This window comes from Cellulosimicrobium sp. E-16 (genome assembly GCF_049913115.1).
Classification (GTDB): Bacteria; Actinomycetota; Actinomycetes; order Actinomycetales; family Cellulomonadaceae; genus Cellulosimicrobium.
In genome coordinates, this window is the sequence record NZ_CP183974.1 from 74,608 (window position 1) to 99,176 (window position 24,569).

Genomic DNA, 24,569 nt, shown 5'->3' on the forward strand with positions numbered 1-24,569 from the left:
TGGGCCCATGACCAGTGCCGAGGCCCCCGCGCCCTACCGCGTCATGACCGTCTGCACCGGCAACATCTGCCGGTCCCCCATGGCCGAGGTGGTCCTGCGCGACCGCTTCGAGGCGGCCGGGCTCGGCGACCGCGTGGTCGTCGACTCGACGGGGATCAGCGACGAGGAGCGGGGGAACCCGATCGACCGCCGGGCGCGCAGCGTCCTCGCCGAGCACGGGTACGTCGTCGACGGGACGCACCGTGCCCGCCAGGTGCGCGCGGGCGACCTCGCCGCGCGGGACCTCGTGCTCGCGATGACGTCCCAGCACGCCCGCGCTCTGCGCAGGCTCGACGCCGCCGGCCCGGTGCGGATGTACCGATCCTTCGACCCGGCCGCACCGCGCGTCGCACCGGGCGAGCCCGAGCACGTGCTCGACATCGCCGACCCCTGGTACGGCGGTCAGCAGGACTTCGAGGACTGCCTCGCCGAGGTGGAGGCCGCCGCGGACGGGATCGTGGACTTCGTGCGGGCGCAGCTCGAGGAGTGATCCTCACCGGGGTCCGTCGCCCGCGGTGTCCGGCTCAGTGCCGGTTCAGTGCCGCCGCGAGCCGTGGAGGCGTCGCTCTCCGCGCAGCCGCGAGCCCGGGTACCAGCGGAAGCGGTCGACGGCGGCCTCCACGACGGGCACGCGTGCGAGCACGGTGACCAGGGCGAAGCCGACCGCGCCGCCGACGACGTTGAAGACCAGGTCGTTGACGTCCGCGACGTGGCCGCCGCCCAGCAGGTGCGCGGTGACGAGCTGGGTCACCTCGATCGCCAGGCTGAAGGCCGCCGCCGCGGCGACGGCACCCCACCACGACACCTTCGCCGTCAGGAGCGGCACGAGCATCCCCAGCGGCACGAACACGAGGATGTTCATCATCGCGTCGGCGACCTCGTAGTCCCGCAGGGGCACGAGGGCCAGGTGGGCGCTCCAGGGAGCGCTGATCACCGGCTTGTCGAGGAAGATCGGGAACACCGTGTTCGCGACGACACCGCCGGTGTAGACCGCGAGCGCGAGCGCGACGGCGGCCCGTGGCACCGAGAGCCGGCTCGTGCGGTGCAGACGCCACAGCAGCGTCCCGAGCAGGGCAGCAGCCAGGGGGACCACGACGGGCAGGACCGGGACCTCGCGAAACACTCGTACCGCTCCTTCTGCTGGGCACCTCGCGCACGACGTCGCCGACGGTAGTGCCGGCCCGCCGTCGGGGTATCCACCGACGGGGCGAGCCCCGACCCGGCGCCCTCCCCCTGCGGTGGTAGACGACGTGTGCGCGACGCCCGGGGTGCGGCTGCCCTCAGTTGATGATCTCGCCCCGCTCGTCGGACCGGAGAGCCGCCAGCCGCGCGCGCCAGGCCGCCAGGGCTTCGACGCTCAGCCGGGGCCAGTCGGTGACCTCGCCGACGACCCGCAGCGGTGCGCTGCTCCGGTACGACCGCGTCGGGTTGCCCGGGAACTTCTTGTCGGTGACGTTGGGGTCGTCCTCGAACGGACCCGTCGGCTCGACCTGGTAGACCCGAGGTGTCGCGTCGCCGGCTGCGAGCTCGGCAGCGAGGCCGGCGCCGTCGACGAGGGCGGTGAAGTACACGTGGTTCATGGTGACCTCGGGGCGGTAGTTCGACCGGAAGCCCGCGGTCAGCAGGTCGCCCGCCCGGAGGTCGGCCTTGGTGCCGTGGAAGAAGGGCCCCTCGTCCAGCGTCTGGCTCACCTGCTCACCGTAAGGCCACAGGTGCGCGCGGCCCCGGGCCGGGTGCGGCGTCGTGAGCCGGTCACGTCAGCGCTCTGCTCCCCGGCGGTCGGCCCTCGTGCCCCGCAGCGTCCCGACGACGGAGCCGACCGTGCGCGCGACGGCCCGCCCCGCGCGGTGGGCGCCCGCGCCGAGGCGGGAGAGCAGCGGGACCAGGCCGCCCGACGCCGGTGGTGCGCCGCCCGGCGCGGGTGCCCGGTCGTCGTCGGGCACGACGGGCGCGGGGCGCGGGAGGTAGGCACCGACCCACTGCGCGATGCGCCCGTACGCGAGCGCGCGCACGGGCCGGGCCGAGAGGACGACGTCGTGCAGGGCGCCGTCGAGGCGCGCGACCGTGACGAGGTCGCCGAGCTGGACGGATCGCTGCGCGACGCCGTCCACGTCGATCGCCGTGTCCGTGTGCATCATCTCCGGTGTCCAGCGCGGGAGCAGCGTGCTGCGCGCGGAGAGCAGCACGAGCACCGGCGCCCCGATGGACAGGCCGCGCGCGACGGTCTGCTGCCCGCGGAAGACGGCGGACAGCCAGGCGGGCGTGGTCCGGAACCCGTGCTGGGGGCGCCACGCGAGTTCGTAGGTCCACTCGCCGTCGAAGTCCTTGCTCACCGAGCGCGTGTAGAAGCCGAGGTCGACGTTGGGCAGCGGCCGCGTCGGCGTGAGACGCGCCCGGGCCCCGATCACGGGCTCGAGCAGCAGTCGCCCCACCTCGCGCGTCTGGAACTCCAGCCACGGGCTGTTGAGGACGAGCGCGGCCGCCCGGCCGGGGTTCCGGGCGAGCCAGAGGCTGAGCGTCAGGCCGCCCGTCGAGTGGCCCATGAGCACGAGCTCGCGCGGCGAGCGCCCGTCGCCGTGGTGCCCCAGCGCGGCCAGCGCGGCCTCGATGTCCTCGTCGTACGTCGCGAGGTCGGTGACGTATCCCGGTGTCTGGCCGGGGCGCAGGCTGCGCCCGTACTTGCGCAGGTCGAGCGCGTGGAAGCGCGCGCCGTGCGCCTCCCAGAAGTCGGCGAGCTCGGTCTGGAAGAAGTAGTCGGACCACCCGTGGACGTACAGGACGTCGAGGTGCTGGCCGGTCCCGTCTTCGTCGTCTCCCCCGGCCCGACGGCGGCGCACGAGCGTGGCGACGACGTCGCCCTCGCCGTCGGGGGCGAGCGGCAGCGTGAGCTGCTCGTAGTCGTCCCCGAGGACGTCGGGCTGCCAGTCGACCATGCCGCCGACCCTAGGCGCGCGCGCCGAAGGCCGCTCGGTGCGGGCGGGGCGGCGACGTGCCCCGAGCCCGGCTCCGCGCGCGCCAGGAGGTCCGGGACCACCCGTACGCGGCGCGGCTCCGCGCCCCGGCGAGCGGTGCGGATCGTGTGGTTCCCCCTCATGCGCGACGCCGTCGAGCGCTTGCAGACTGGCGGGATCATCGGCCGACGGCGACCGCCTCGGCCGCCGCGCGACCGAACCCGAGGTGCCCCGTGAGATCTCGTCCGACCCCGCTGCTCGCCGGAGCGGCCACCGTCGCCCTGGCGGCGGCCCTCGTGGGCGGCGCCGCCGTCGTCCCGGGTGCACTCGCCCCCGCGGCCGCGGCCCAGTGCTCGACCGCCGTGTGGGCCGAGGGCTCGACGTACGCCGCCGGCGCCCAGGTCACGTACGGCGGGCGCACGTACACCGCGCGCGTCACGCACACGGCCTACGTCGGCACCGGCTGGAACCCCCCGTCGACCCCGACGCTGTGGACCGACGGCGGGGCGTGCGATCCCACGGACCCGACGGATCCCACGGACCCGACGGATCCCACCGATCCCACGGACCCGACGGACTGCGCGGTGCAGGGCAAGCCGACGGGCAAGGTGCTCCAGGGGTACTGGGAGAGCTGGGACGGCGCGTCCAACGGCGTGCACCCCGGCCTCGGGCACATCCCGGTCGACGACGCCCGGATCTCCGCGCACGGCTACAACGTCGTCACCCTCGCGTTCCCGGTGATCCGCGCCGACGGCACCGTGCTGTGGGAGGACGGCATGGACGTCGGGGTCGACGTGCCCACTCCCGCCGAGATGTGCGCCGCGAAGCAGGACGGTACGCGCCTGCTGCTCTCGATCGGCGGCGCGACAGCAGGGATCGACCTGTCCAGCCCGGCCGTCGCGGACCGCTTCGTGGAGACGGTCGTGCCGATCCTCCGCGACAACCACTTCGACGGCATCGACATCGACATCGAGACGGGGCTCTCGGGCAGCGGGAGCATCAGCACGTTGTCGACGTCGCAGTCGAACCTGGTCCGCATCATCGACGGCGTCCTCGCCGAGATGCCGGGCGGCTTCGGCCTCACCATGGCGCCCGAGACCGCGTACGTCACGGGAGGCAGCGTCGTGTACGGCTCGATCTGGGGCTCGTACCTGCCGATCATCAAGAAGTACGTCGACAACGGCCGCCTGTGGTGGCTCAACATGCAGTACTACAACGGTTCGATGTACGGGTGCAGCGGCGACTCGTACGGCGCCGGGACGGTCCAGGGCTTCCAGAAGCAGACCGACTGCCTGAACGCCGGCCTGACGATCCAGGGCGTCACGGTGAAGGTGCCCTACGACAAGCAGGTCCCGGGGCTCCCCGCCCAGGCGGGCGCGGGCGGCGGCTACATGGCACCGGCGCTGGTCACGCAGGCGTACCAGCCGTACGCGTCGCGCCTCAAGGGCCTCATGACGTGGTCGATCAACTGGGACGGCTCCCAGGGCTGGACGTTCGGCGACAACGTCCGCGCGCTCCAGGGCCGCTAGCGGGGGCGCAGGTCGCAGGGCCGGGCCTGGGGCTACGGGGTTCGCCCGCGCCGTGCGCGCCAGCGCGCGACCTCGTGGTCGACGTCGCGCGTCGGCGTGACCACGGGCGGCCCGCCCAGGAGCTGGCGGCGGGCGTCGACGACGCGCGCGTTGAAGTCCGTGAGGATCTCGCGGACGGTCGTCTCGTCGAGCTCGCGGTCGAGCCGGTCGTCGAGCTCCCGGTCCTCCTGCTTGAGCAGCATCGCCGGAGGGCCGAGACCCGTGAGCTGCTCGCGCTCGATGACCGACTTGAGCCACCAGTCCGGGTCGTGCGTCCCCGTGAGCCCGGGGATCGGCCTGCCCGCGAGCGGGAGGTCGTCGAACTCTCCTCGTCGGATGGCCTGCTCGATCACGGTGTCGACGTACATCGCGCGGTCCTCGGGTCGTACACGGCGTGGGCCGCGCGGAGCGGCCTCGTCGTCGGGGGCCGGGGACCCGGCGGCGGGCGCCTCGTACCCGGCAGGACCGGGCACGTCCGCGCGTCCCAGGTCGTCGCGCTCCGACTCCTCGCGTGCGGTCTCGCGGTCGACCCGGTACTGCGCGGCGCGCCGGACCGGGTCGTCGTCCGGGGCGCTGCGGGACCGTCGTCGGAACACGAGAACCTCCTCTGTCGGCGCTCCTCCACCCTAGGCATGCGCAGCGGCGCGGGACGAGCGGGCGGTCAACCGTCCAGGAGCGGGTGGTAGCGGCGACGCAGCCCGCGGTCGACGGCGGCGACCACCCCGGCCACGGACAGCACGGTGTTCACGGAGGCGGGCAGGTCGGGCACGAACGGCGGCGTCCAGCCGGTGAACCCGGAGACGAGGTCGAGAAGCTGGGGAACCTGGGTCACGAGCGCGACCACGAGCACGACCCACGCGGCGACGCCGACGGCGCGGCTCGCCGTCGGGCGCTCGCGGTCCATGCGGTCCCGCCACGCCTCGGCCGTCCCGGGCATCGGCGGGACGTCCCGGACGTCTCCCACGGCGTCGACGACGCGCACGTACCGCATCCCGTAGAGGCTCATCCGTGCTTCGATACGCGCACCGGGGAGGTCGAAGCGCGCCCGGGACCGCTGCTCGTCGACGAGGCGGCGGTCGCGGTAGAGCCGGATGCGCTCGTCCCAGTCGAGGAAGTCCACGTCCACGACGTACTCGTGCCCGCCGTGCCACAGCACGAACGCGCTGCGCCACAGGACGCCCCACCCCCGGACCGGCCGGAACGCCTCGGCGCGGCCGTCGCGCCCGTGACCGTCCCGTGCCTGGTCGTCCCGAGCGTGATCGTCCCCCGCCCGGTCGTCGGCGCCGTCGTCCCGCACGTCCTCGGTCATGCCGTCCATCCGACCCCGTCGCCCGACGACGGCGCGTCGCCCGGACGACCGACCCCGCGCGGTGAGGATCGCCAACATCCTTCGAACGGATGACCCGACGGGCGTCCAACCCGTGGTTGTGGGCACCTCGGCTGTCGAGTCCGGCCGCAACCCCGGGTTCGGCACCGTGGGGCGGCGGTCGAGCCCGGTCGACCCGGCATGATGGCTTCATGTCTGGGTCGATGAAGGTCTCGCGCCGCTCGCACGTGCCGCCGTTCGCGGTGATGGAGGTGCTCGCGGAGGCGAACCGCCTGCGCGACGCCGGGGCGTCCGTCCTCAACCTGTGCGCGGGCGAGCCGTCGACGGGAGCGTCCGACGTCGTCCGCCGCCGGGCGATCGAGCTGCTGGAGCACGGCGACCTCGGCTACACGGAGTCGCTCGGCGTCCCCGCCCTGCGACGGGCGATCGCGGAGCACTACGACCGCTGGTACGGCGTCGAGGTCGACCCGGCGCGCGTCGCGGTGACGACCGGGTCCTCGGGGGGGTTCCTCCTCGCGTTCCTCGCGGCGTTCGACGTCGGCGACCGCGTCGCGCTGGCCCGCCCCGGCTACCCCGCGTACAAGAACATCCTGCGCGCGCTGGGCTGCGAGGTCGTCGAGCTCGACTGCGGACCCGAGACGCGCTACCAGCCCACGGTGTCGCAGCTCATGGAGGCGTACTACGACGGCGGCCTCGACGGCCTGGTCGTCGCGAGCCCGGCGAACCCGACGGGGACGATGATCCTGCCCGCCGAGCTCGACGCCGTCGCGGCGTGGTGCGCCGACCACGACGTCCGGCTCGTGAGCGACGAGATCTACCACGGCATCACGTACGGCGACGCGTCCGACGCCACCCCTGCAGCGCTCCCGACCGCGGCGCGGTACGTCGGCGAGGGCGCCGTCGTCGTCAACTCGTTCTCCAAGTACTGGGCGATGACGGGCTGGCGCCTGGGGTGGCTCGTGCTGCCCGACGAGCTCGTCGGGCCGGTCGACGCGCTCGCGGGCAACGTCGCGCTGTCCCCGCCCGCGCTCGCGCAGCACGCGGGCGTCGCGGCCTTCTCGCCCGAGGGGTACGCGGCCGCGGCCGAGAACGTCGCGCGCTACGCGGCGTCGCGCGAGCTCGTGCTGTCGCGGCTCGACGACCTCGGGTGGTCGCGCGTCGCCCCGGCGGACGGCGCGTTCTACGTCTACGCGGACGTCTCCGGGGACGGGCTCGACTCCGTGACGTGGTGCGAGCGGCTGCTCGCCGAGGCAGGCGTCGCGCTCACCCCGGGCACCGACTTCGACGGCGTCCGGGGCGGCGACTGGGTGCGGCTCTCCTTCGCGGCGGCCCCGGCGACGGTCGCCGAGGCCGTGGAGCGCGTCGTCGCCTGGCGGAGCACCCTCTGACGCGCCTGGTCGCGACCGTCTCCCGCTCACGCGAGGATCGTGCGGTGCCGACCGACCCCACCGCTCCCGGACTGCTCCCGCGACCCGCCGGCGCACTGCGCCTCGCGACCTTCAACGCCCTGCACGGCGCCGCGCTCGACGGCACGGTCGACGTCGAGCGGTTCGCGCGCGCCGTCGCCCACCTCGACGCGGACGTGCTCGCGCTGCAGGAGGTCGAGCGCGACTCGCCGCGCTCGCAGCGCGCCGACCTCGTCGCCGTCGCGGCAGAGGCGCTCCGCGCCGACCACCGACACTTCTCCCCCACCCTGCGCGGCGTCTCCGGCGCGTGGGTGCGCGCAGGCCGACCCGGATCGGGGGTGCGGCGCGTGCCCGGCGTCGCGTCCTACGGGATCGGGCTGGTCAGCCGCTTCCCGGTCGCACGGTGGTCGCGGCTCGAGCTCGACCGGATGCCGTGGCGCTCGCGCGTCCGTCGGCGGACACCGCGGCCGACCAGCGGGGCCGCGCGCCTCGTCCCGTTCCGCGTCGTCCCGGACGAACCGCGCGCGGCGCTCGCCGCCGCCGTCGTGACGCCGTGGGGCCGGCTCACGGTGGTGACGACCCACACCACGTCCCGGCCCGAGTTCACGGCCGACCAGCTCGGGTCCTTCGCGGAGGCGTGCGCGCCGCTCCCCCGCCCGCTCGTGCTGCTGGGCGACCTCAACCTGCGGGCGCCCGAGCCCGCGGAGATCACCGGGTTCACGTCGCTCGCCGACGTGCTGACCCACCCCGTCGACCGGCCCGCCCGGCAGATCGACCACGTGCTCGTCGACGCGGCTCCCGGGACTGCGACGATCCGCGCGGTCGGCCCCGCGACCGCCGTCGACACGGGCCTGTCCGACCACCGCGCGGTCGTCGTGGACGTGGTCGTCGAACCGCAGGCGCACGCCACCGCCTGAGCGCTACGCTCCGAGCGACGGCGTCGACGCGAGGGAGCGGTCCGATGGTTCCGGAGATCAACTACTGGGCGGTGCTGGCCGCGACCGTGTCCAGCATGATCGTGGGCTCGGTCTGGTACACGCCGAAGGTGTTCGGCACCTACTGGATGCGCGTCGCGAAGGTCGACCCGTCCGGGGAGGGGCGCGACGCGGTCGTGCCGATCGTCGTGACGCTCGTGGTCAGCTTCGTCACCGCGTGGGTGCTCGCGGGCGCGACCTATCTCGCGTGGTCCTTCTACGGCGGCGGCTACCTCGGCAACGCGCTGCTGACCGCCGTCGTGCTGTGGGCGGGCTTCACGGCCGCGCGGTTCGTCACGCACGACGCGTTCGAGGGCCGGCCGGCCGGGCTCACGGTCCTCAACGCCGCGCACGAGCTGGTCACGGTGCTGGTGATGGGCCTGCTCGTCGGGCTCATCACGCCCGCCGGGGTGTAGGAGCGCGCGGCGTCGGACGCGCTCACTCCGGTGCGCCTCGGGCGGATGTCTCCTACCGTGGTGGTCGTGCGACCGCAGCGACGCGTCACCGGCTTCGCGACCCGCCTCGCCGGCGGCGTCGCGACGCTCCTGCTGCTCCTCGTCACCGCGACGGTCCTGGCGGCACCCCCCGCGACGGCCGTCACGACCGCCGGCTGGGGGGCCTGGGACCCGCTCGCCGGGACCGCTGGCGCGTTCACGACGACGGTCCGGCTCCCCGCCGGCGGCTTCCCCGCCGCGACGGTGACCTCCGACTCGCGCGGTGGACAGGTCGGCGTCCAGACCGGGGCGAGCACGTGGCTCAGCGCCGCGACGCCGCCCGGGGCGGTGTTCGGGTCGAGCCAGGGACAGGGATACCTCAACCTCCGGCCCCGCGCCGACAACGCGACCTCGCCGTCGGTGACGACGTACACGTTCGAGTGCCCGACTCCCGCGGGCGGTTGGGCGTTCGTGCTGGGCGACGTCGACGCCGACCGCGCGGTCGTCGTCGCGCGCGGCACCGACGGGCAGCTCCTCACCGGCGCGGAGCTCGGCTGGCAGGGCGGCTTCAACTACTGCGCGGCGTCGCCCGGGCCGTCGTGCGCAGGGTCGGCGGACGACGTCGCGACGTGGAACCCGGTCACGGGTGAGGTCCTGGGCAACGCGGCCGGTCTCGACACGTCCGGGGCCGCAGGGTGGTTCCGCCCGACCGTCCCGGTCACGAGCCTGACGGTGTACTTCTTCCAGCGCTCGGGCTTCCCCGTCTACCAGACGTGGTTCGCCTCGCTCGCCCGCGACGTCATGGGCACGGCCCGGCTCCAGGACCCCGACGACCCGGCGGTCGCCGGGCCGGTCGCGGGTGCGACACTCACGCTCTTCGGCCCGGACGGGGCGGCCCTGGCCACGACGACGTCCGCCGCCGACGGCACGTACGCGTTCCCGGGTTACGCGGCCGCCGACGGCTATACCGTCGAGGTCGTCGCCCCACCGGCCCCGTCCCCCGACCACCCGGGGTACGTCGTCGAGGGCCCCGCGCGCCAGCCGGTCGACCTGTCGGCGTACGACGCGACCGACGTCGACGTCCTCGTGCGGGTGATCGTCCCGGTACCGGTGAGCGGGTCCGTCCGCACGCCCGACGGCACGCCCGTGCCCGGCGCGGTCGTGACCCTCGACGGGCCGGGTGGACCGCGCAGCGCGACCACCGACTCGACGGGTGCGTACCTGCTCGACGACGTCCCCGTCGGGACGCACACCTTCTCGGTCGTGCCGCCGCCGGGGTACACCGTGTCGTCGGTGCCGGAGGCGGTCGAGGTCCCGGCGGGCAGCGAGGTGCCGATCGCCGGTCAGGACTTCGTCGTCCAGGCGCCGGCGGGGGTGTCCGGGGCTGTGACGGCGGGCGCCGCGGGCGTGCCCGGCGCCGTCGTGACGGTCTCCGGTCCCGGGGGCACCCTGACCGTCCCGACGGCTGCCGACGGGTCGTACACGGTCGAAGGCCTCGCGCCCGGCGAGTGGATCGTCAGCGTCGAGGTCCCGTTCGGCTACGTGGCCGACGGCCCGACGACCCGCACCGTCACCGTCGCCGCGGACGACGTGACCGGGGTCGACTTCCAGGTCCGACGGCCGGGGTCGGTCGGCGGCACCGTCCTCGACGCCGGCGGGACGCCGGTCGCCGGTGTGACCGTGGTCGTGTCCGGGCCCGGGGGTGACACGGCGCTCACCACCGACGCGGACGGGGTCTACGCCACCGGTGCGCTCCCCGCGGGCGCCTACACGGTGACGCTCACCGTGCCCGACGGGTACGCCGCCGGGGTGACCGAGCGCTCCACGACGATCACCGCGGCGGGCGAGAACCGCCTCGACCAGGACTTCCTCGTCGTGGCGGTCCCGGCGTCGCAGACCGTCGGCGGCACGGTCTCGGACGACGCAGGCGACCCGGTCCCGGGTGTCACGGTGACCATCCGGGACGCGGCTGGCGACGTCGTCGGCACCTCGACGAGCGGGGACGACGGCGTGTGGAGCGTCGACGTCCCGCCCGGTACGGGGTACAGGGCCGAGGTCGTCCCGCCGGACGGCTACGCGCTCGACGGCGAGGCGAGCGTGACGTTCGACGTGACGGACGGGGCGGTCACCGGCCTCGACTTCACCCTTGTCGCGACCGGCACGACGACCCCCGGTCCGTCGCCGTCGCCGTCGCCGTCGCCGGACCCGACCGGCCCGTCCGCTCCCGGTACGACCAAGGGATCCGGGGGCGGTCTCGCCGTGACCGGCGTGGACGCTGCGGCCGCGCTCGTGGCGGCAGGACTCCTGGTCGTCGCGGGCGTCGGCGCGCTCGGCGCACGACGGCGTCGCGCCTGAGCCTGAAGGGCGGCACCGGGGGGCGGCGTCGATTGACGTCCCCGACCTGAGAGCTGGTCGCGTCAGGCGGCGAGCCCGACCTCTCGGGGCGAGGGCTCGGCGTCGGGCACCGACGACGTGCCGACGACGTCGCTCAGACCGTCCGGCGCGACCGGGACCGCGACGGGCGCGGCGGCCGCGACCTCGGTGCCCGCGCGGCGGCGCGCCCGCGCGCGGACGATGACGACGATCGCCTGCACGCCGATGAGGATCCACACGATGTTGGCGGCCACCGACGGCCACACCCCGTTCGCGGCGGCGACCATGCCCATGAGGCCGGCGGCCGTGAGGTTGGTGAGCTGGAACGGGGCAGACGACGCGGCCCAGCGGCCGCGGCTGACCATCGCGTAGGCGACGACGCCGGCGGCGGCGCCGATCCAGCCGAGGAACATGACGAACGCGTCGAGGGTGACGGGCACAGCGGTACTCCGGTGACGAAGAGGGGTGGAGGGGGGTACCGCGACGCTGCGGTGGCTGTGCGCTCCGGGCCGGTGGCTGGTGGCGCGGGTGGTGCGGAAGCTCGGGCGCCGACCCGTAAGGAGGAGGAGGTAACCGACCGGCGCCACGACAAGTGTGAGGGTTCTCGGGCTTCAGCACAATCGAAGGATTCTGCACCGGCCGTTTAGCATCTCTACATGGCGACGGACCCACGCAGACTTGGTTTTCTCCTTGCCGTGCACCGCGGCGGGGGCATTCTCGCGGCAGCAGATCTCCTGCACGTCACCCCGTCCGCGGTCTCCCAGCAGATCCAGCGGCTCGAGGCGGAGGAGGGCGTCGTCGTGCTCGACCGCGGCCCGCGCGGCGTGACCCTCACGCCTGCCGGGCGCGTGCTCGCGGAGACGGCCGAGCGCATCGAGACCGAGCTGGTCGAGGCGCGCAAGGCGCTCGCGGCGCTCGGCGACGAGGTGAGCGGGCGCGTCGCCGTCGGCTCCTTCCAGACGGCGATCCGCGCCGTCGTCGCACCTGTCGCGGGGCGTCTGGCGGAGACGGCGCCCGGCATCGAGCTCGACGTGCAGGAGCGCGAGCCCACCGAGGCGCTGCGCCTGCTGCGCGCGGGCGAGCTCGACGTCGTCCTCCTGGAGCGCGACTACGAGGCCGACTCCCCCGCGCCGCGCGGGACGCGCGAGATCGTGCTGCTCGACGAGCCGTGGCGGCTCGTCGTCCCGGCCAGCATGCCCACCCCGACCCGCCTCGACGACGTGCGCGACGTCGTCTGGCTGGGACCCGAGCCCGGCACCGCCGCGGCACGCGCCCTGCGCCGACTGTCCCGCGGTCTCGGCGGGACCGTGCGCACACGGCACAACTACTACGACTTCGACGTCGCGCTCTCGCTCGTCGCGGCCGGGCTCGGGGTCGCGATGCTCCCGGCGCTCGCGGTCGAGGGCGGCGCGTCGGACGAGGTGCCCGACGGCGTCACGGTGGTCGGACTCCCCGGCCTCGGCTCTCGGCGGCTCGTGGCGCGCCACCGCGCGACTCGCCACGAGCCCCGGCCCGTCGTCTCCGCGGTCCTCGACGAGATGGTCGCCGCCGCCGCGGAGATCGCCTTCGCCTGACGCCGAGGTCTATCTCGGCGCGAGGTCGAAGCGCGTGGCGCCGTAGGGCTCGGCCGTGCCGAACGCGAACACCCGCTCGGGGAGCAGGCGGTAGACGGCCCACGGCGGCGGGCCGGCGGACGGTGCGCTGAACTCCGCGGTGAGCGCGTCGCCGTCGACGGTCGCGGGCCACCCGTCGGCGCGGAAGCCGGCCGCCGCGCGTTCCAGGGTCTCGGGGTCCGTGACGCGCTCGGCCCGCCCCTCGACGGTGAGGTCGAACGGCTCCGTCGCGACGGTGAGCGTGCACCGGGGGTCGCGGTGCAGGTTGCGGTTCTTGCGCGTGCCCTCGCCGGAGCAGAGGAAGATCTCCTCGTCGAGCACGAGCGCGCCGAACGGCACGACGTGCGGCTTCCCGTCGGGGTCGGTCGTCGCGAGCCAGGTCGTGTGCCGGTTCGGGCCGCCGGCACCGGGCTCCTGGGGGAGCCGGCCGAACAGCGTGTCGTGCACGCGCGCCCACTCGATCGGCGGCGTCCCGTAGCCGTCGAGGTTCTTCACCGTCGGGTCGGCGGTCGTCATCGTCCTGCTCCTCTCGTCCCCGCTGCGTCGCGATGGTCCACCCGTCCTCACCGGTCATGACCCGCCTCGGCGCCCGGACTCATCGGACGGGACGTAGCCTGCCGGGGTGGACGTAGCGGTGGTGGGGGCGACGGGAGACGTCGGCCGGCAGGTGTGCACGCAGATCGTCGAGCGACGGGTGCTCCCGCCGACGGCCCGGCTCCAGCTCGTGGGACGCGCGGGCGGGGCGTCGGGCCGGGCGGTGCACGGGCTGCGCGCCGACCTCGTGGACGCGTACGACGAGCACGCGCCCCTGCTCGACGTCGCGCACTCCCCCGAGGACGTCACGGCCGACGTGATCGTGGTCGCCGCGGGCCTGACGCCCCCGGCCCGGACGGGAGCCGACCCCGACCGTCGGGTCCTCGCCGCCACGAACGGCGCCGTGCTCGCCGAGTACGCCGACGCGATCGCGCGGCACGGCTCGGGGCACGAGGTGGTCGTCGTGGTGACGAACCCCGTGGAGCTCGGGGTCGCCGTCATGGCGGAGCGGCTCGGGCGGCACCGCGTGCTCGGGATGGGCGCGTGGCTCGACACGCTGCGGTTCCGGCGCGAGCTCGCGGTGGAGCTGGGCGTGCGGCGGCACCGTGTCGGCGGGTTCGTCGGGGGCCAGCACGGCGAGGACGCCGTGCCGCTGTGGTCGACGGTCCGGGTGAGCGGGCTCGACGCCGACGAGCGCGCGCGGGCCGTCGCGGCGCTGCGGCGGGGCCGCACGCTCGACGCGCTGCCCGACGAGATCGCCGCGGCGAAGACCGAGCTGGCGCGCGTCGCCGCCGAGGACATGGGGGCCGCCTTCGACCTCATCGACACGTGGCCGGCCGACCTGCGCCTCGTCACGCGGCCCTGGATGACGCACCAGTCCGGCGCCAAGACGCCCGCCGGGACGGCCAGCGCGACGGTGGACCTGCTCGAGGTCATCCTCGACGGTCGCGAGATCGTCGTCGCCGGGCAGGTGGCCCTCGACGGCGAGCTCGACGGACGGTTCGACGGGAAGCTCTCGGGGCCCGACGGCGCCCCGCACCGCGGCGTGCTGGGGGTCCCCGTGGTCCTCGGACCGGGCGGGTGGACGCGCGTGCTCCTCGACGACCTGCCTGACGACGAGGCGAGCGGTCTTGCGCACGCGGCGGACGGCGTCGGGCGGATGGTCGCGGCGAGCACGGTGCCGCGGGACGACGACCGGCCGGCCGGCCGGGAGCGGGCCGGGACCGGTGCGCCCGTCCCGGGTGCGTCGACCGCGACCGGCGACCGGGCGCCGTCGGGCCGGGCCGGTGCGGAGGCCGCGTGGGTCGCGACCGTGCACGGCCTCGACCAGCCGGGCACGCTCACGGCGCTGACCGGCGTGTTCTCGACGCGTGGGGTGAGCTTCGACTCGCTCGCGACGGAGCCGGTGGACGACGACGGCCGGGCCGGGCGGATCGTCGTGACCTTCCGCGCGACGCCGCGCCGCACGCGGGCCCTCGAGCGCGCGGTCCGGCGTCTCGCGACGGTCCGGTCCGTCACGGTCGAGCCCGCGCCGGGTACCGAGTTCTCACAGGGCGGCCCCGCGCGCTGAGCGACCCCGGTAACGAGGTCGCTCCCCCGCGGGAACGCGGTCGAAACCGCGGGTTCCTAGCGTGGGACGCGCCGTCGGGCGCTCCCCTGCCGCGACGTCGCCTCAGAGACCGGAGCCCGCCCATGTCCTACGTCAAGCCCGCCGAGCTCGTCCCGACGATCATCGACGCCGGCGCCAGCAAGGTCCTGCTGTCCACGCGCGACACGCTCGTGCGCTCGACGATGGGCGGCGCGATCCTCGCGATCGCCGCCGCGTTCGCGGTGACGGTCACGGTCACCACGGGCCACGCGATCCTCGGCGCCGTCCTCTTCCCGGTCGGGTTCATCCTGCTGTACCTGCTCGGGTACGACCTCCTCACCGGGATGTTCGTCCTCGGCCCGCTGGCCTGGCTCGACAAGCGGCCCGGGATCACGGTGCGTGGCGTCCTGCGCAACTGGGGCCTCGTGTTCGTGGGCAACTTCCTCGGCGCGTTCGCCGTCGCCGTGATGATGGCGATCGTCGTCACGTACGGGTTCGACACCCCGCCCAACGAGGTCGGTCAGGCGATCGGGCACATCGGCGAGGGCCGCACGGTCGGGTACGCGGAGCACGGGGCGTCGGGCATGCTCACGCTGTTCGTGCGCGGCATGCTGTGCAACTGGATGGTGTCCATGGGCGTCATCGGCGCGATGGTCGCGAAGGACGTGCCCGGCAAGGCCATCGCGATGTGGATGCCCGTGATGCTCTTCTTCTTCATGGCGTTCGAGCACTCGATCGTCAACATGTTCCTGTTCCCGTCCGGGCTGCTGCTCGGGGGCGAGTTCACGATCATGGACTACCTCGTCTGGAACGAGATCCCCACCGTCCTCGGCAACCTCGTCGGCGGCCTGCTCCTCACCGGCCTCCCGCTCTACCTCACCTACGGTCGCCCGGCGTCGCGCCGCGCGGCCCAGGAGCCCCAGCCCGGCCCGACGGCGGAGCGCGAGCTGGTCTCCGAGCCCGCCTGACCGGCGGCCGGGTCAGCGGCTGCGGTCGGCCTCGCGCTGCACGGCGCGGGTCCCGACGACGAGCCCGCCGACCGTGAGGGCGAGCGTCATGCCCGTCGCGACCAGCACGACGACGAGACCCGCGTCGTCGCCGACGAGGAACAGCACCGGCGCGGCGGCGACGAGCACCCAGCCCGCGGCCTCGCTCAGCGGCCGCGCCGCACGGTGGGCGGTCTGCCACGCCTCGTCGCTCGCGAGCGTCGTCGCTGTGCGGATCCCGGCGACCTGGTTGCGTCCCAGACGCCCGGACGCCGTCGCCCGGGCGCACCAGACGAGCAGGACCCCGGCGCCCGCGAGCACGAGCAGGAGTACGACGTCGGCGATCGTGTCGGCGGTCATGGCTCCACCCTGTCAGACGGCCGTCACCGGTAGGCGCGGGCCTGGAGCGCGTACATCTCGGCGTAGGCCCCGCCCGCGGCGGCGAGCTCGTCGTGGGTGCCGAGCTCGGCGACGCGGCCGCCGTCGAGCACGACGATGAGGTCGGCGTCGCGCACGGTCGAGAAGCGGTGCGAGACGAACAGCGTGACGCCGCCGGACGTCGTGCCGGTCCGCCGTGCCGTCTCGGTGAACCGCTCGAACAGCGCGTGCTCGGCGGTCGCGTCGAGCGCGGACGCGGGCTCGTCGAGCGCGAGCAGGAGCGGGTCGGGGCGCAGGAGCGTGCGGGCCAGCCCGAGCGTCTGCCACTGCCCGCCCGAGAGCTGGGCGCCGTCGGCGTAGCCCGTGCCGAGGACCTGGTCCAGTCCGTCGGACGAGCGCTCGACGATCGGGCGGGCGCGGGCCTCGTCGAGCGCGGCCCACAGGACGTCGTCGTCGTGGAGCGCGTCCACGCGCCCGATCCCGACGTCCTCGCGCAGCGAGAGCTCGAGGCGCGCGAAGTCCTGGAACAGCGTCGCGACGCGTGACCGCCACGCGCCGGGCGCCACCCCGGAGAGGTCGACGCCGTCCGCGAGGATGCGGCCCGACGTCGGCCGGTACAGCCCGCACAGGAGCTTGACCAGGGTGGACTTCCCCGCGCCGTTCTCCCCCACGAGCGCGACCGTCGCGCCCGCGGGCAGGTCGAGGCTGACACCGTCGAGGACGGGACGGTCCGCACCGGGATAGGCGAAGGTGAGGTTCTCGACGCGCAGGCCGTGCGCGAGGCGCGCGGGAAGCGTCATGACAAACGGCGTGACCTCGGCGGGCGCCGGGCCCGCGGCGCCGACCCGGCCCGGCGTCGTCGAGGTCCCGCGCAGCTCGAGGAGCTTCTCGACCGTACGCCCGGCGTCCTGGAGGTTGCCGAACAGCGACAGCGCGCCCGCGACCTGGGTGCTGACCTGGATGGCGAGCGTGACGACGAGGACGACCTGGCCGATGGCCGCCGTGCCGGACGCGGCGCTGCGGATCACGAGGAGGACCGCGGCCCCGTAGGCGAGCGCGAACCACACCTGGCCCGCCGCGCGCAGCAGCGCGGAGCGCCGGTGCGCGCTCCACAGGACCGCCGTCGTACGGTCCCACGCCGCGCGCTGCCGGTCCGCGACGAGGTGGCGCGCGCCGAAGAGCCGGATCTCCTTGGCCGACGAACCCGTCGTCCCGGCGGTGACGAGGTGCCGGGAGAGGCGCACGTCGTCGGCGGTGACGTCGCGCGCCGCGTCGAGCACCCGCTGCGCGCGGTCGGCGAGCCAGACGGGCGGGAGTGCCGCGAGGGGCAGCAGGAGCAGCCACGGCTCGACGAGACCGAGGATGACCGTGGTGACCAGGACCTGGAGCACCATGCCGCCGAGCTGGAGCGTGCCCTCGAGGGCCAGCCGGACCCGTTGCAGGCCCTCCGTCACCGCGGTGAGGAGGCGGACGCGGTCCGGGTCGTCGAGCGCGGCGAGGTCCGCCGAGCCGTGCGTGAGCTGGGCGACCTCGTCCATCAGGTGGAGCTGCTGGAGGTCCGCGACCTCGAAGTACGACAGGTGAGCGAAGTGGCCCAGCATGAGCTCGGCGATGACGAGGGCCGCGACCGCGCACGCGAGCCCGACGGCGCGCGCGACGTCCTGGTCGACCAGCGCGTCGGTGAAGAGCCCCAGCCCGACACCGACCAGGGGACCGGCGAGGAACCCGATCGTGAGCAGCACGACCGCGACCAGGAGGCGGCGCCGGTCCGTCCGCCAGCCGTGGGCGAGCATGAACCGGGCGGCGAGCGCGACGCGCCTCATCGGGCACCTCCGGAGGTCAGGGCCGTCGCGGGACTGGTCGCGTCGGGGTCGGGGCCCGGGTCGTCGGGCGAGTCGCTGCGGAACCGGCGGGCCTGGAGGACGAAGAGCTCGGCATAGCGGCCCTCGGCGGCGAGGAGCTCGTCGTGGGTGCCCTGCTCGACGACGCGGCCCTCCGCGAGGACGACGATCTGGTCGGCCGGGCGGACGGTCGAGAACCGGTGCGAGATGACGACGGACGTCACCGCACGCTCGCGCGCCACCGCCGCGACCGCGCCGTGGGCGAGGAAGCGCTCGAAGAACTCGGCCTCGGCGCGGACGTCCAGCTGCGCCGTCGGCTCGTCGAGGACGAGGACGTCCGCGCCGCCCGAGACCGCGAGCAGGGCGCGTGCGAGCGCGACGCGCTGCCACTGCCCGCCCGACAGGTCGCGACCGCCCGCGTACCCGCCCGAGAGCACGGTGTCGAGCCCGTCGGCGAGGCCCTCCACGACGCCGTCCGCACCCGCGGCGGCGACCGCCTCGCGCAGGCGCTCGGCGTCGTCGCGCAGCTCGGGCGCGCCGAGCGCGACGTTGTCCGCGACGGAGAGCTCGAGGCGCACGTAGTCCTGGAAGATCAGGGCGAGGCGGCGCCGCCACGCCTCGAGGGGGAGCTCGCGCACGTCGACGCCGTCGACGGTGATGCGCCCCCGCGTCGGCTCGTACAGGCGCGCGAGGAGCTTGATCGTCGTCGTCTTTCCCGCGCCGTTGAGCCCGACGATCGCCGTCGACGTCCCCGGGACGAGCGTGAGGTCGAGCCCCTGCAGGACCCACGCACCGCCGTCGGCGTAGCGGAACCACACGTCCTCGAAGCGGATCACGCCGCGCGGGACCGGCCCGGCGTCGTCCGCTCCGGCGGCCTCGGCCGTGGCGGACCGCAGGCGCTGCTCGAACCGCTCCAGGGCGTCGAACGACAGCAGGCCGAACTGCGTGCGGACGTCGCACTCGGGGAAGTACACCCCGAACCGCAGGGGGATGAGCACCGCCTGGATCGCGACGCCGAGCGCGAAGAGGTCGAGCGTGTCGTCGAGGGCGACCAGGACCAGCACGATCGTGCCGCCGACCAGGCCGATCGCCGAGAACCCCACGAACGGCCAGAGCTGGAGCCGACGGTTGACCGCCCACTGCGGCTCGAGGTAGGCCATCGTCTCCCGGCGCAGGCGCTCGCGCAGCCACCCGAGGACGCCGAGGATGCGCACCTCCTTGGTGATCCCGGGCGTGGTCGCGAGCTCCCGCAGGTAGTACATCCGGCGCCGCTGGGGGTGGAGGGTCTTCCATATCGGGGTGAGCTTGCTGAACGTGCCCCGCACCCCCGCGCGCATGGCGAGCGCCGTCGCGAGGATCACGGCACCCGCGAGGGGCGAGACGACGACCGCGACGAGCGCGGCCGCGCCGACGAGCTGCACGTAGCGGCCGACGAGCGGGACGAGCGCCCCGGCCGCGTCGCCGGGGCTCATGCTCTGCCGCGCGAACGCCGCGCGGGCGTCGGCGACGACGTCCAGCACCTCGGAGTCGTCCAGGAGCGCGAGCGGGGCGTCGGACAGGGCCGCGCCGAGGAGCCGGTCGATGCAGCGCTGGTCGACCCGCCGCCCGACCGTCTCGACGATGCCGGTCTGGAACGGCGCGAGGAGCTGCTGCACGGCGAGCGCCCCGACCGCGACGCCGAGCACCGCGAGCAGGTCGCCCCACCCGGCGCTCGCCGCGCCGTCGGTCATGCTCGGGAGGAGGAAGAGCACGCGGCCCAGGGCGACGATCGACACGAGCGGCAGGAGGGCGAGGAGGACGCTCAGCGCGAGGCCCACCGCCACGAGGGGGACGCCCGCGTGCCGCAGCAGCCCCCACATGGTCGTCCAGCGTCGGACCCGCTCCCCCAGCGGCGGCTGCGAGGCCGCACCTTCGGTCGTCATGTCTCCCCCACCCACGTCGCGTCGTCGCTTCGTCCGCCGTGACGCTAGCGTGGATCGTTCGGGGTCCGTAGTTATTACCTCCCAGGTGAGGCGACGGCGGGAGGGGCGCGGCGGCGCGCGCCGCGCCTCGACCGGTAGGATCGAGGCACAACTGCAGTACTGCCGCCCGAACCACGACGGGAGAGCTCGGCGCCTGGTCTCAGCGGACCGGCGCCGGCGCCGAAGGAGCAAACCCTCCCCGGGAATCTCTCAGGCCCCCGTACCGTCGAGGTGAGGCAACTCTGGAAAGCGGCCGTGCGCTCGTCGGACCTCCGGCGGCCTCGGCCCACCGACGGTGCAAGTCGGCGCGCCCCGGCCCTCGTGGCACGGCGGACCGGCAAAACTCTCAGGTCGACGCGTGCGTCCGATGACAGAGCGGGGAGGGACCCGCCGTCGTCCCCTCCACCGGGAGTCCCTCGTGACCCAGCCGTCCTTCGACCCCAGCTCACGGCACAACGCCGCGACCGGCGCGTTCGCGCCGCGCCACCTCGGCCCGCGCGGGCGCGAGGTCGGCGTGATGCTCGACCAGCTCGGCTACGCCTCGCTCGACGCGCTCGTCGACGCAGCCGTCCCGGCGTCGATCCGCACCGAGCGCCCGCTCGACCTGCCCGCGGCGCGCACCGAGACCGAGGTGCTGGACCACCTGCGCGCGCTCGCCGGCAAGAACGTCGTCAAGACGCAGATGATCGGGCTCGGCTACTACGGCACCGTCACTCCCCCGGTGATCCGCCGCAACGTCCTCGAGTCCCCCGCCTGGTACACCGCGTACACGCCGTACCAGCCGGAGATCTCGCAGGGCCGCCTCGAGGCGCTCCTCAACTTCCAGCAGGTCGTCGAGGACCTCACGGGCCTCGACGTCGCGAACGCGTCGCTCCTCGACGAGGCCACCGCGGTGGCCGAGGCGGTCGCGCTCATGTGGCGCGCGTCGCGCGCGAAGAGCGGCTACTTGGCCCTCGACGCCGACCTCTTCCCGCAGACCCTCGCGGTGACGCTGGGTCGCGCGCACGCCGTCGGACTGCCCGTGGTGGTGGCGGACCTGTCGGGCGGCCTGGACGCCGGCCTCGCCGCAGCCCGGGCCGCGGGGGCCTTCCCCGCCGGGGTGGACGACGACGCGCAGCTCGTGGGCGTCGTCGTCCAGCAGTCCGGGGCGTCGGGACGCGTCGTGGACTGGCGCCCCGTGGTCGCGGAGGCCAAGGCCGCGGGTGCGCTGGTGACGGTCGCGAGCGACCTGCTGGCCCTGACGCTGCTGGTCTCCCCCGGCGAGCTCGGCGCCGACGTGGCCGTGGGCTCGGCCCAGCGGTTCGGCGTCCCGCTGTTCTACGGCGGCCCGCACGCCGCGTTCATGGCGGTGCGCAAGGGTCTGGAGCGCTCGCTCCCCGGCCGCCTCGTGGGCGTCTCGATCGACGCCGACGGCGACACCGCCTACCGGCTGGCGCTCCAGACGCGCGAGCAGCACATCCGCCGCGAGAAGGCCACGAGCAACATCTGCACCGCGCAGGCGCTCCTCGCCATCGTGGCGTCGATGTACGCCATCTACCACGGCCCCGACGGCCTCCGCGCGATCGCCGAACGTACCCACGCGCACGCCACGGCCCTCGCCGACGCGCTGCGAGCGGGCGGCGTGACCGTCGAGCACGACGCCTTCTTCGACACCGTCCGCACCGTCGTCCCCGGCCGGGCGGACGCCGTCGTGGCAGAAGCTGCGGCCGCAGGCGTGAACCTGTACAACCCTGACTCGGATCATGTACAGATCGCCTGCGACGAGACCACCACTCCCGGGACCCTCGCCGCGGTGCTGAAGGCCTTCGGTATCCCCGACGGGGCCGCCCCCACCGCCGGGACCCCGGTCGCTCTGCCGGCCGAGCTCCGACGGGAGACGACCTACCTGCAGCACCCGATCTTCCACCTGCACCGCTCCGAGACCTCGATGCTGCGCTACCTGCGCCGGCTCTCGGACAAGGACCTCGCGCTGGACCGCACGATGATCCCGCTGGGCTCGTGCACGATGAAGCTCAACGCGACGGCGGAGATGGAGGCGATCTCCTGGCCGGAGCTCGCGGACCTCCACCCGTTCGTGCCCGCTGATCAGGCGCTCGGCTACGCGGAGCTCATCGGCGGCCTGGAGTCCGCGCTCGCGGAGATCACGGGCTACGCGGGGGTCTCGGTGCAGCCGAACGCGGGGTCGCAGGGCGAGTTCGCGGGCCTGCTCGCGATCCGCGACTACCACGTGTCGCGCGGCGACACCGAGCGCGACGTGTGCCTCATCCCGGCGTCGGCGCACGGGACGAACGCGGCGTCGGCGGCCCTCGCCGGCCTGAAGGTCGACGTGGTGCGGACGGCCGAGAGCGGCGAGGTGGACCTCGACGACCTGCGCGCCAAGCTGGCCGACCACGGCCCGCGGGTCGCCGCGATCATGATCACCTACCCGTCGACGCACGGCGTCTACGAGGAGCACGTGCGCGAGGTCTGTGATCTAGTACACCAGGCTGGTGGTCAGGTGTACATCGACGGCGCCAACCTCAACGCGCTCGTCGGTCTCGCGCGGCCGGGCGAGTTCGGGGGCGACGTCTCGCACCTGAACCTCCACAAGACGTTCTGCATCCCGCACGGCGGGGGAGGGCCCGGGGTCGGCCCGGTCGCCGTCGCCGAGCACCTCGTCCCGTTCCTCCCCGGCGACCCGCTCGCTCCGGACGCGTCCGCCGCGACCCCCGTCTCGGCGACGCGGTACGGGTCGGCCGGGATCCTGCCGATCTCGTACGCGTACGTCGCGCTCATGGGTCCCGACGGGCTCACCGAGGCCACGAAGACCGCGGTCCTCACCGCGAACTACGTCGCGAGCCGCCTCGCCGACCACTACCCGGTGCTCTACACCGGGCCGAACGGGCTCGTCGCGCACGAGTGCATCCTCGACCTGCGCCCGATCACGGCGGAGACCGGCGTGACGGCGGAGGACGTCGCGAAGCGACTCATGGACTACGGGTTCCACGCGCCGACGCTGTCGTTCCCGGTCGCCGGCACGCTCATGGTCGAGCCGACCGAGAGCGAGGACCTGGCCGAGCTCGACCGGTTCGTCGACGCCCTCGTCGCGATCCGCGGCGAGATCGACGCCGTCTCCTCGGGCCGCTGGAGCGTGGAGGAGTCGCCGCTGCGCGGCGCCCCGCACACGGCAGCTGCGCTCGTCGCGGAGACGTGGGACAAGCCGTACTCGCGCGAGCTCGCGGCGTACCCGGTCGCGAGCCTGCGCGCCGGGAAGTACTGGCCGCCGGTGCGCCGCATCGACGGTGCGCGGGGCGACCGCAACCTGGTGTGCTCGTGCCCGCCTGTGGAGTCCTACGTGACGGGAGACCTCGCATGACCGACCAGCCGACCGACCCGATCGACCAGCCGACCGGCAGGCCGACGGACAGGCACAGCCCGCTGCACGACGAGCACGTCGCGCTGGGCGCGAACCTCACGAGCTTCGGCGGCTGGCTCATGCCGCTGCGCTACACGTCCGACCTCGCGGAGCACCGCGCGGTCCGGGAGGCCGCGGGCCTGTTCGACCTCTCGCACATGGGCGAGATCGAGGTCGCCGGTCCGCAGGCGGCGGCCGCGCTGGACCACGCGCTCGTCGGCAACCTCTCGGCGGTCGCGCCGGGGCGGGCGCGCTACACGATGATCTGCCAGGAGGACGGGGCGGTCCTCGACGACCTCGTCGTGTACCGGCTGGGTGACGAGCGATTCCTCGTCGTCGCGAACGCAGGGAACGCGGACCTCGTCGCTCGCGAGCTCGTGGCCCGCGCCGCGGGGTTCGACGCCACCGTCACGGACCAGGGTGCGGACACGGCCCTCGTCGCGGTGCAGGGCCCCCGCGCGGAGGAGATCGTCGCGGGCTTGACGGACGCCGCCGACCCCACCGCGGCGCAGGCTGTGCGCGACCTCAAGTACTACGCCGCCGTGCCCCTGGCGCTGCGGACCGACGCCGGACAGGTCGACGCGCTCGTCGCGCGCACCGGGTACACGGGGGAGGACGGCTTCGAGCTGTTCGTGCCCGCGGAGCGTGCCGCGGACCTGTGGCGCACGGTGCTCGCGGCCGGTGCGCCGCTGGGCCTCGTGCCGGCAGGCCTGTCCGCGCGCGACTCGCTGCGCCTGGAGGCGGGCATGCCGCTGTACGGGCACGAGCTCGACACGACGACCACGCCGTACGAGGCGGGACTCGGTCGCGTGGTGAAGCTCGACAAGGTCGCCGAGGACGGCACGCCGCTCGAGTTCGTCGGTCGGGCCGCGCTCGCGGCGCGCCGGGCGTCCGCGCCCGCGCGCGTGCTCGTCGGCCTGAAGGGCCTGGGGCGCCGTCCCGCCCGGGCGGGCTACGCCGTCGTGCTCACCGACGCCGAGCCCGGGGGAGCGGTGGGGGAGTCCGCGCGCCGGGTCGGCACCGTGACCTCGGGGGCGCCCTCGCCGACGCTGGGCCACCCGATCGCGCTCGCGTACGTGACGCCCGAGCTCTCGGCGGAGGGCACCGGGCTCGCGGTCGACGTGCGAGGCCGCGCAGAGCCCGTGGTGGTCGTGCCGCTCCCGTTCTACCGTCGTCCCCAGCAGTCCTGACCTTGCCGTCAC

Annotated in this window: 21 protein-coding genes and 1 riboswitch; of the genes, 11 read left to right on the forward strand and 10 right to left on the reverse strand. The window is 74.6% G+C overall.

Translation table 11 applies throughout. From position 1 onward, the window contains the following. Window positions 1-7: 7 nt before the first annotated feature. Window positions 8-529: a low molecular weight protein-tyrosine-phosphatase gene (locus ACN9MS_RS00340; RefSeq protein WP_426310204.1), complete on the forward strand. Its 522-nt coding sequence runs from the start codon at window positions 8-10 to the stop codon at window positions 527-529. Between the two features lie 45 nt (window positions 530-574). Here the strand turns inward: ACN9MS_RS00340 and ACN9MS_RS00345 are convergent, their stop codons facing one another. The 3 genes from ACN9MS_RS00345 to ACN9MS_RS00355 all read right to left on the reverse strand — a co-directional run bounded on the left by ACN9MS_RS00345 (window position 575) and on the right by ACN9MS_RS00355 (window position 2,972). Continuing rightward, complete coding sequence (locus ACN9MS_RS00345) at window positions 575-1,162, reverse strand: VanZ family protein (protein ID WP_426310206.1); 588 nt, start codon at window positions 1,160-1,162, stop codon at window positions 575-577. 157 nt (window positions 1,163-1,319) lie between these two features. Beyond that, complete coding sequence (arr, locus tag ACN9MS_RS00350) at window positions 1,320-1,730, reverse strand: NAD(+)--rifampin ADP-ribosyltransferase (protein ID WP_426310207.1); 411 nt, start codon at window positions 1,728-1,730, stop codon at window positions 1,320-1,322. A gap of 66 nt (window positions 1,731-1,796) precedes the next feature. Further along, on the reverse strand, window positions 1,797-2,972 hold the full coding sequence (locus ACN9MS_RS00355; RefSeq protein WP_426310208.1) for an alpha/beta hydrolase: 1,176 nt from the start codon (window positions 2,970-2,972) through the stop codon (window positions 1,797-1,799). A 251-nt stretch (window positions 2,973-3,223) separates the two neighbouring features. Here ACN9MS_RS00355 and ACN9MS_RS00360 point away from each other — a divergent pair, with 251 nt between their 5' ends. Next, on the forward strand, window positions 3,224-4,519 hold the full coding sequence (locus ACN9MS_RS00360) for a carbohydrate-binding protein (RefSeq protein WP_426310209.1): 1,296 nt from the start codon (window positions 3,224-3,226) through the stop codon (window positions 4,517-4,519). A gap of 32 nt (window positions 4,520-4,551) precedes the next feature. Here ACN9MS_RS00360 and ACN9MS_RS00365 read toward each other — a convergent pair whose 3' ends face one another. Next, window positions 4,552-5,154, reverse strand: coding sequence for a DUF1992 domain-containing protein (locus ACN9MS_RS00365; RefSeq protein ID WP_426310210.1), 603 nt, complete (start codon window positions 5,152-5,154; stop codon window positions 4,552-4,554). A gap of 65 nt (window positions 5,155-5,219) precedes the next feature. Then, window positions 5,220-5,867, reverse strand: coding sequence for a hypothetical protein (locus tag ACN9MS_RS00370; protein WP_426310211.1), 648 nt, complete (start codon window positions 5,865-5,867; stop codon window positions 5,220-5,222). 221 nt (window positions 5,868-6,088) lie between these two features. Here ACN9MS_RS00370 and ACN9MS_RS00375 point away from each other — a divergent pair, with 221 nt between their 5' ends. The 4 genes from ACN9MS_RS00375 (at window position 6,089) to ACN9MS_RS00390 (ending at window position 11,054) form a co-directional block, all read left to right on the forward strand. Next, entirely contained in the window at window positions 6,089-7,273 is a 1,185-nt protein-coding gene (locus tag ACN9MS_RS00375; protein WP_426311944.1) for an aminotransferase class I/II-fold pyridoxal phosphate-dependent enzyme, read from the forward strand. 44 nt (window positions 7,274-7,317) lie between these two features. Next, window positions 7,318-8,208 carry an endonuclease/exonuclease/phosphatase family protein gene (locus ACN9MS_RS00380; protein ID WP_426310212.1) on the forward strand — a complete coding sequence of 297 codons (891 nt, stop codon included), beginning with the start codon at window positions 7,318-7,320 and terminating at the stop codon, window positions 8,206-8,208. Window positions 8,209-8,252: 44 nt separating this feature from the next. Beyond that, the gene (locus ACN9MS_RS00385) at window positions 8,253-8,681 is read left to right on the forward strand and encodes a DUF1761 domain-containing protein (protein ID WP_426310213.1); all 429 of its coding nucleotides are present in this window, start codon (window positions 8,253-8,255) and stop codon (window positions 8,679-8,681) included. 66 nt (window positions 8,682-8,747) lie between these two features. Next, entirely contained in the window at window positions 8,748-11,054 is a 2,307-nt protein-coding gene (locus ACN9MS_RS00390) for an MSCRAMM family protein (RefSeq protein ID WP_426310214.1), read from the forward strand. Window positions 11,055-11,116: 62 nt separating this feature from the next. Here the strand turns inward: ACN9MS_RS00390 and ACN9MS_RS00395 are convergent, their stop codons facing one another. Continuing rightward, the gene (locus tag ACN9MS_RS00395; RefSeq protein WP_426310215.1) at window positions 11,117-11,512 is read right to left on the reverse strand and encodes a CBU_0592 family membrane protein; all 396 of its coding nucleotides are present in this window, start codon (window positions 11,510-11,512) and stop codon (window positions 11,117-11,119) included. A 216-nt stretch (window positions 11,513-11,728) separates the two neighbouring features. Between ACN9MS_RS00395 and ACN9MS_RS00400 the strand changes: the two genes are divergently transcribed. Continuing rightward, window positions 11,729-12,646 (forward strand): LysR family transcriptional regulator, encoded by a 918-nt coding sequence (locus ACN9MS_RS00400; protein WP_426310216.1) that lies wholly within the window; start codon window positions 11,729-11,731, stop codon window positions 12,644-12,646. A 9-nt stretch (window positions 12,647-12,655) separates the two neighbouring features. Here ACN9MS_RS00400 and ACN9MS_RS00405 read toward each other — a convergent pair whose 3' ends face one another. Beyond that, a complete protein-coding gene (locus ACN9MS_RS00405; RefSeq protein ID WP_426310217.1) occupies window positions 12,656-13,201 on the reverse strand; it encodes a pyridoxamine 5'-phosphate oxidase family protein in 546 nt (181 codons plus the stop codon). Window positions 13,202-13,307: 106 nt separating this feature from the next. On the opposite strand from ACN9MS_RS00405, the gene ACN9MS_RS00410 reads away from it, so the two are divergent. Next, on the forward strand, window positions 13,308-14,789 hold the full coding sequence (locus tag ACN9MS_RS00410; RefSeq protein WP_426310218.1) for a lactate/malate family dehydrogenase: 1,482 nt from the start codon (window positions 13,308-13,310) through the stop codon (window positions 14,787-14,789). Window positions 14,790-14,911: 122 nt separating this feature from the next. Continuing rightward, window positions 14,912-15,775, forward strand: coding sequence for a formate/nitrite transporter family protein (locus tag ACN9MS_RS00415; protein ID WP_426310219.1), 864 nt, complete (start codon window positions 14,912-14,914; stop codon window positions 15,773-15,775). Between the two features lie 12 nt (window positions 15,776-15,787). Here the strand turns inward: ACN9MS_RS00415 and ACN9MS_RS00420 are convergent, their stop codons facing one another. The 3 genes from ACN9MS_RS00420 to ACN9MS_RS00430 are packed head-to-tail and all read right to left on the reverse strand — an operon-like array spanning window position 15,788 to window position 19,934. After that, complete coding sequence (locus ACN9MS_RS00420) at window positions 15,788-16,153, reverse strand: SdpI family protein (protein ID WP_426310220.1); 366 nt, start codon at window positions 16,151-16,153, stop codon at window positions 15,788-15,790. Between the two features lie 23 nt (window positions 16,154-16,176). Beyond that, complete coding sequence (locus ACN9MS_RS00425) at window positions 16,177-17,994, reverse strand: ABC transporter ATP-binding protein (RefSeq protein WP_426310221.1); 1,818 nt, start codon at window positions 17,992-17,994, stop codon at window positions 16,177-16,179. Beyond that, window positions 17,991-19,934, reverse strand: a complete 1,944-nt coding sequence (locus ACN9MS_RS00430) for an ABC transporter ATP-binding protein (RefSeq protein WP_426310222.1) — start codon at window positions 19,932-19,934, stop codon at window positions 17,991-17,993. The genes ACN9MS_RS00425 and ACN9MS_RS00430 overlap by 4 nt, the downstream gene beginning before the upstream one ends. A 167-nt stretch (window positions 19,935-20,101) precedes the next feature. After that, a riboswitch (glycine riboswitch) is annotated at window positions 20,102-20,209 on the forward strand. Between the two features lie 131 nt (window positions 20,210-20,340). On the opposite strand from ACN9MS_RS00430, the gene gcvP reads away from it, so the two are divergent. Continuing rightward, window positions 20,341-23,328 (forward strand): aminomethyl-transferring glycine dehydrogenase, encoded by a 2,988-nt coding sequence (gene gcvP / locus ACN9MS_RS00435; RefSeq protein ID WP_426310223.1) that lies wholly within the window; start codon window positions 20,341-20,343, stop codon window positions 23,326-23,328. Further along, entirely contained in the window at window positions 23,325-24,557 is a 1,233-nt protein-coding gene (gene gcvT, locus ACN9MS_RS00440) for a glycine cleavage system aminomethyltransferase GcvT (RefSeq protein ID WP_426310224.1), read from the forward strand. The genes gcvP and gcvT overlap by 4 nt, the downstream gene beginning before the upstream one ends. Window positions 24,558-24,569: the final 12 nt, after the last annotated feature.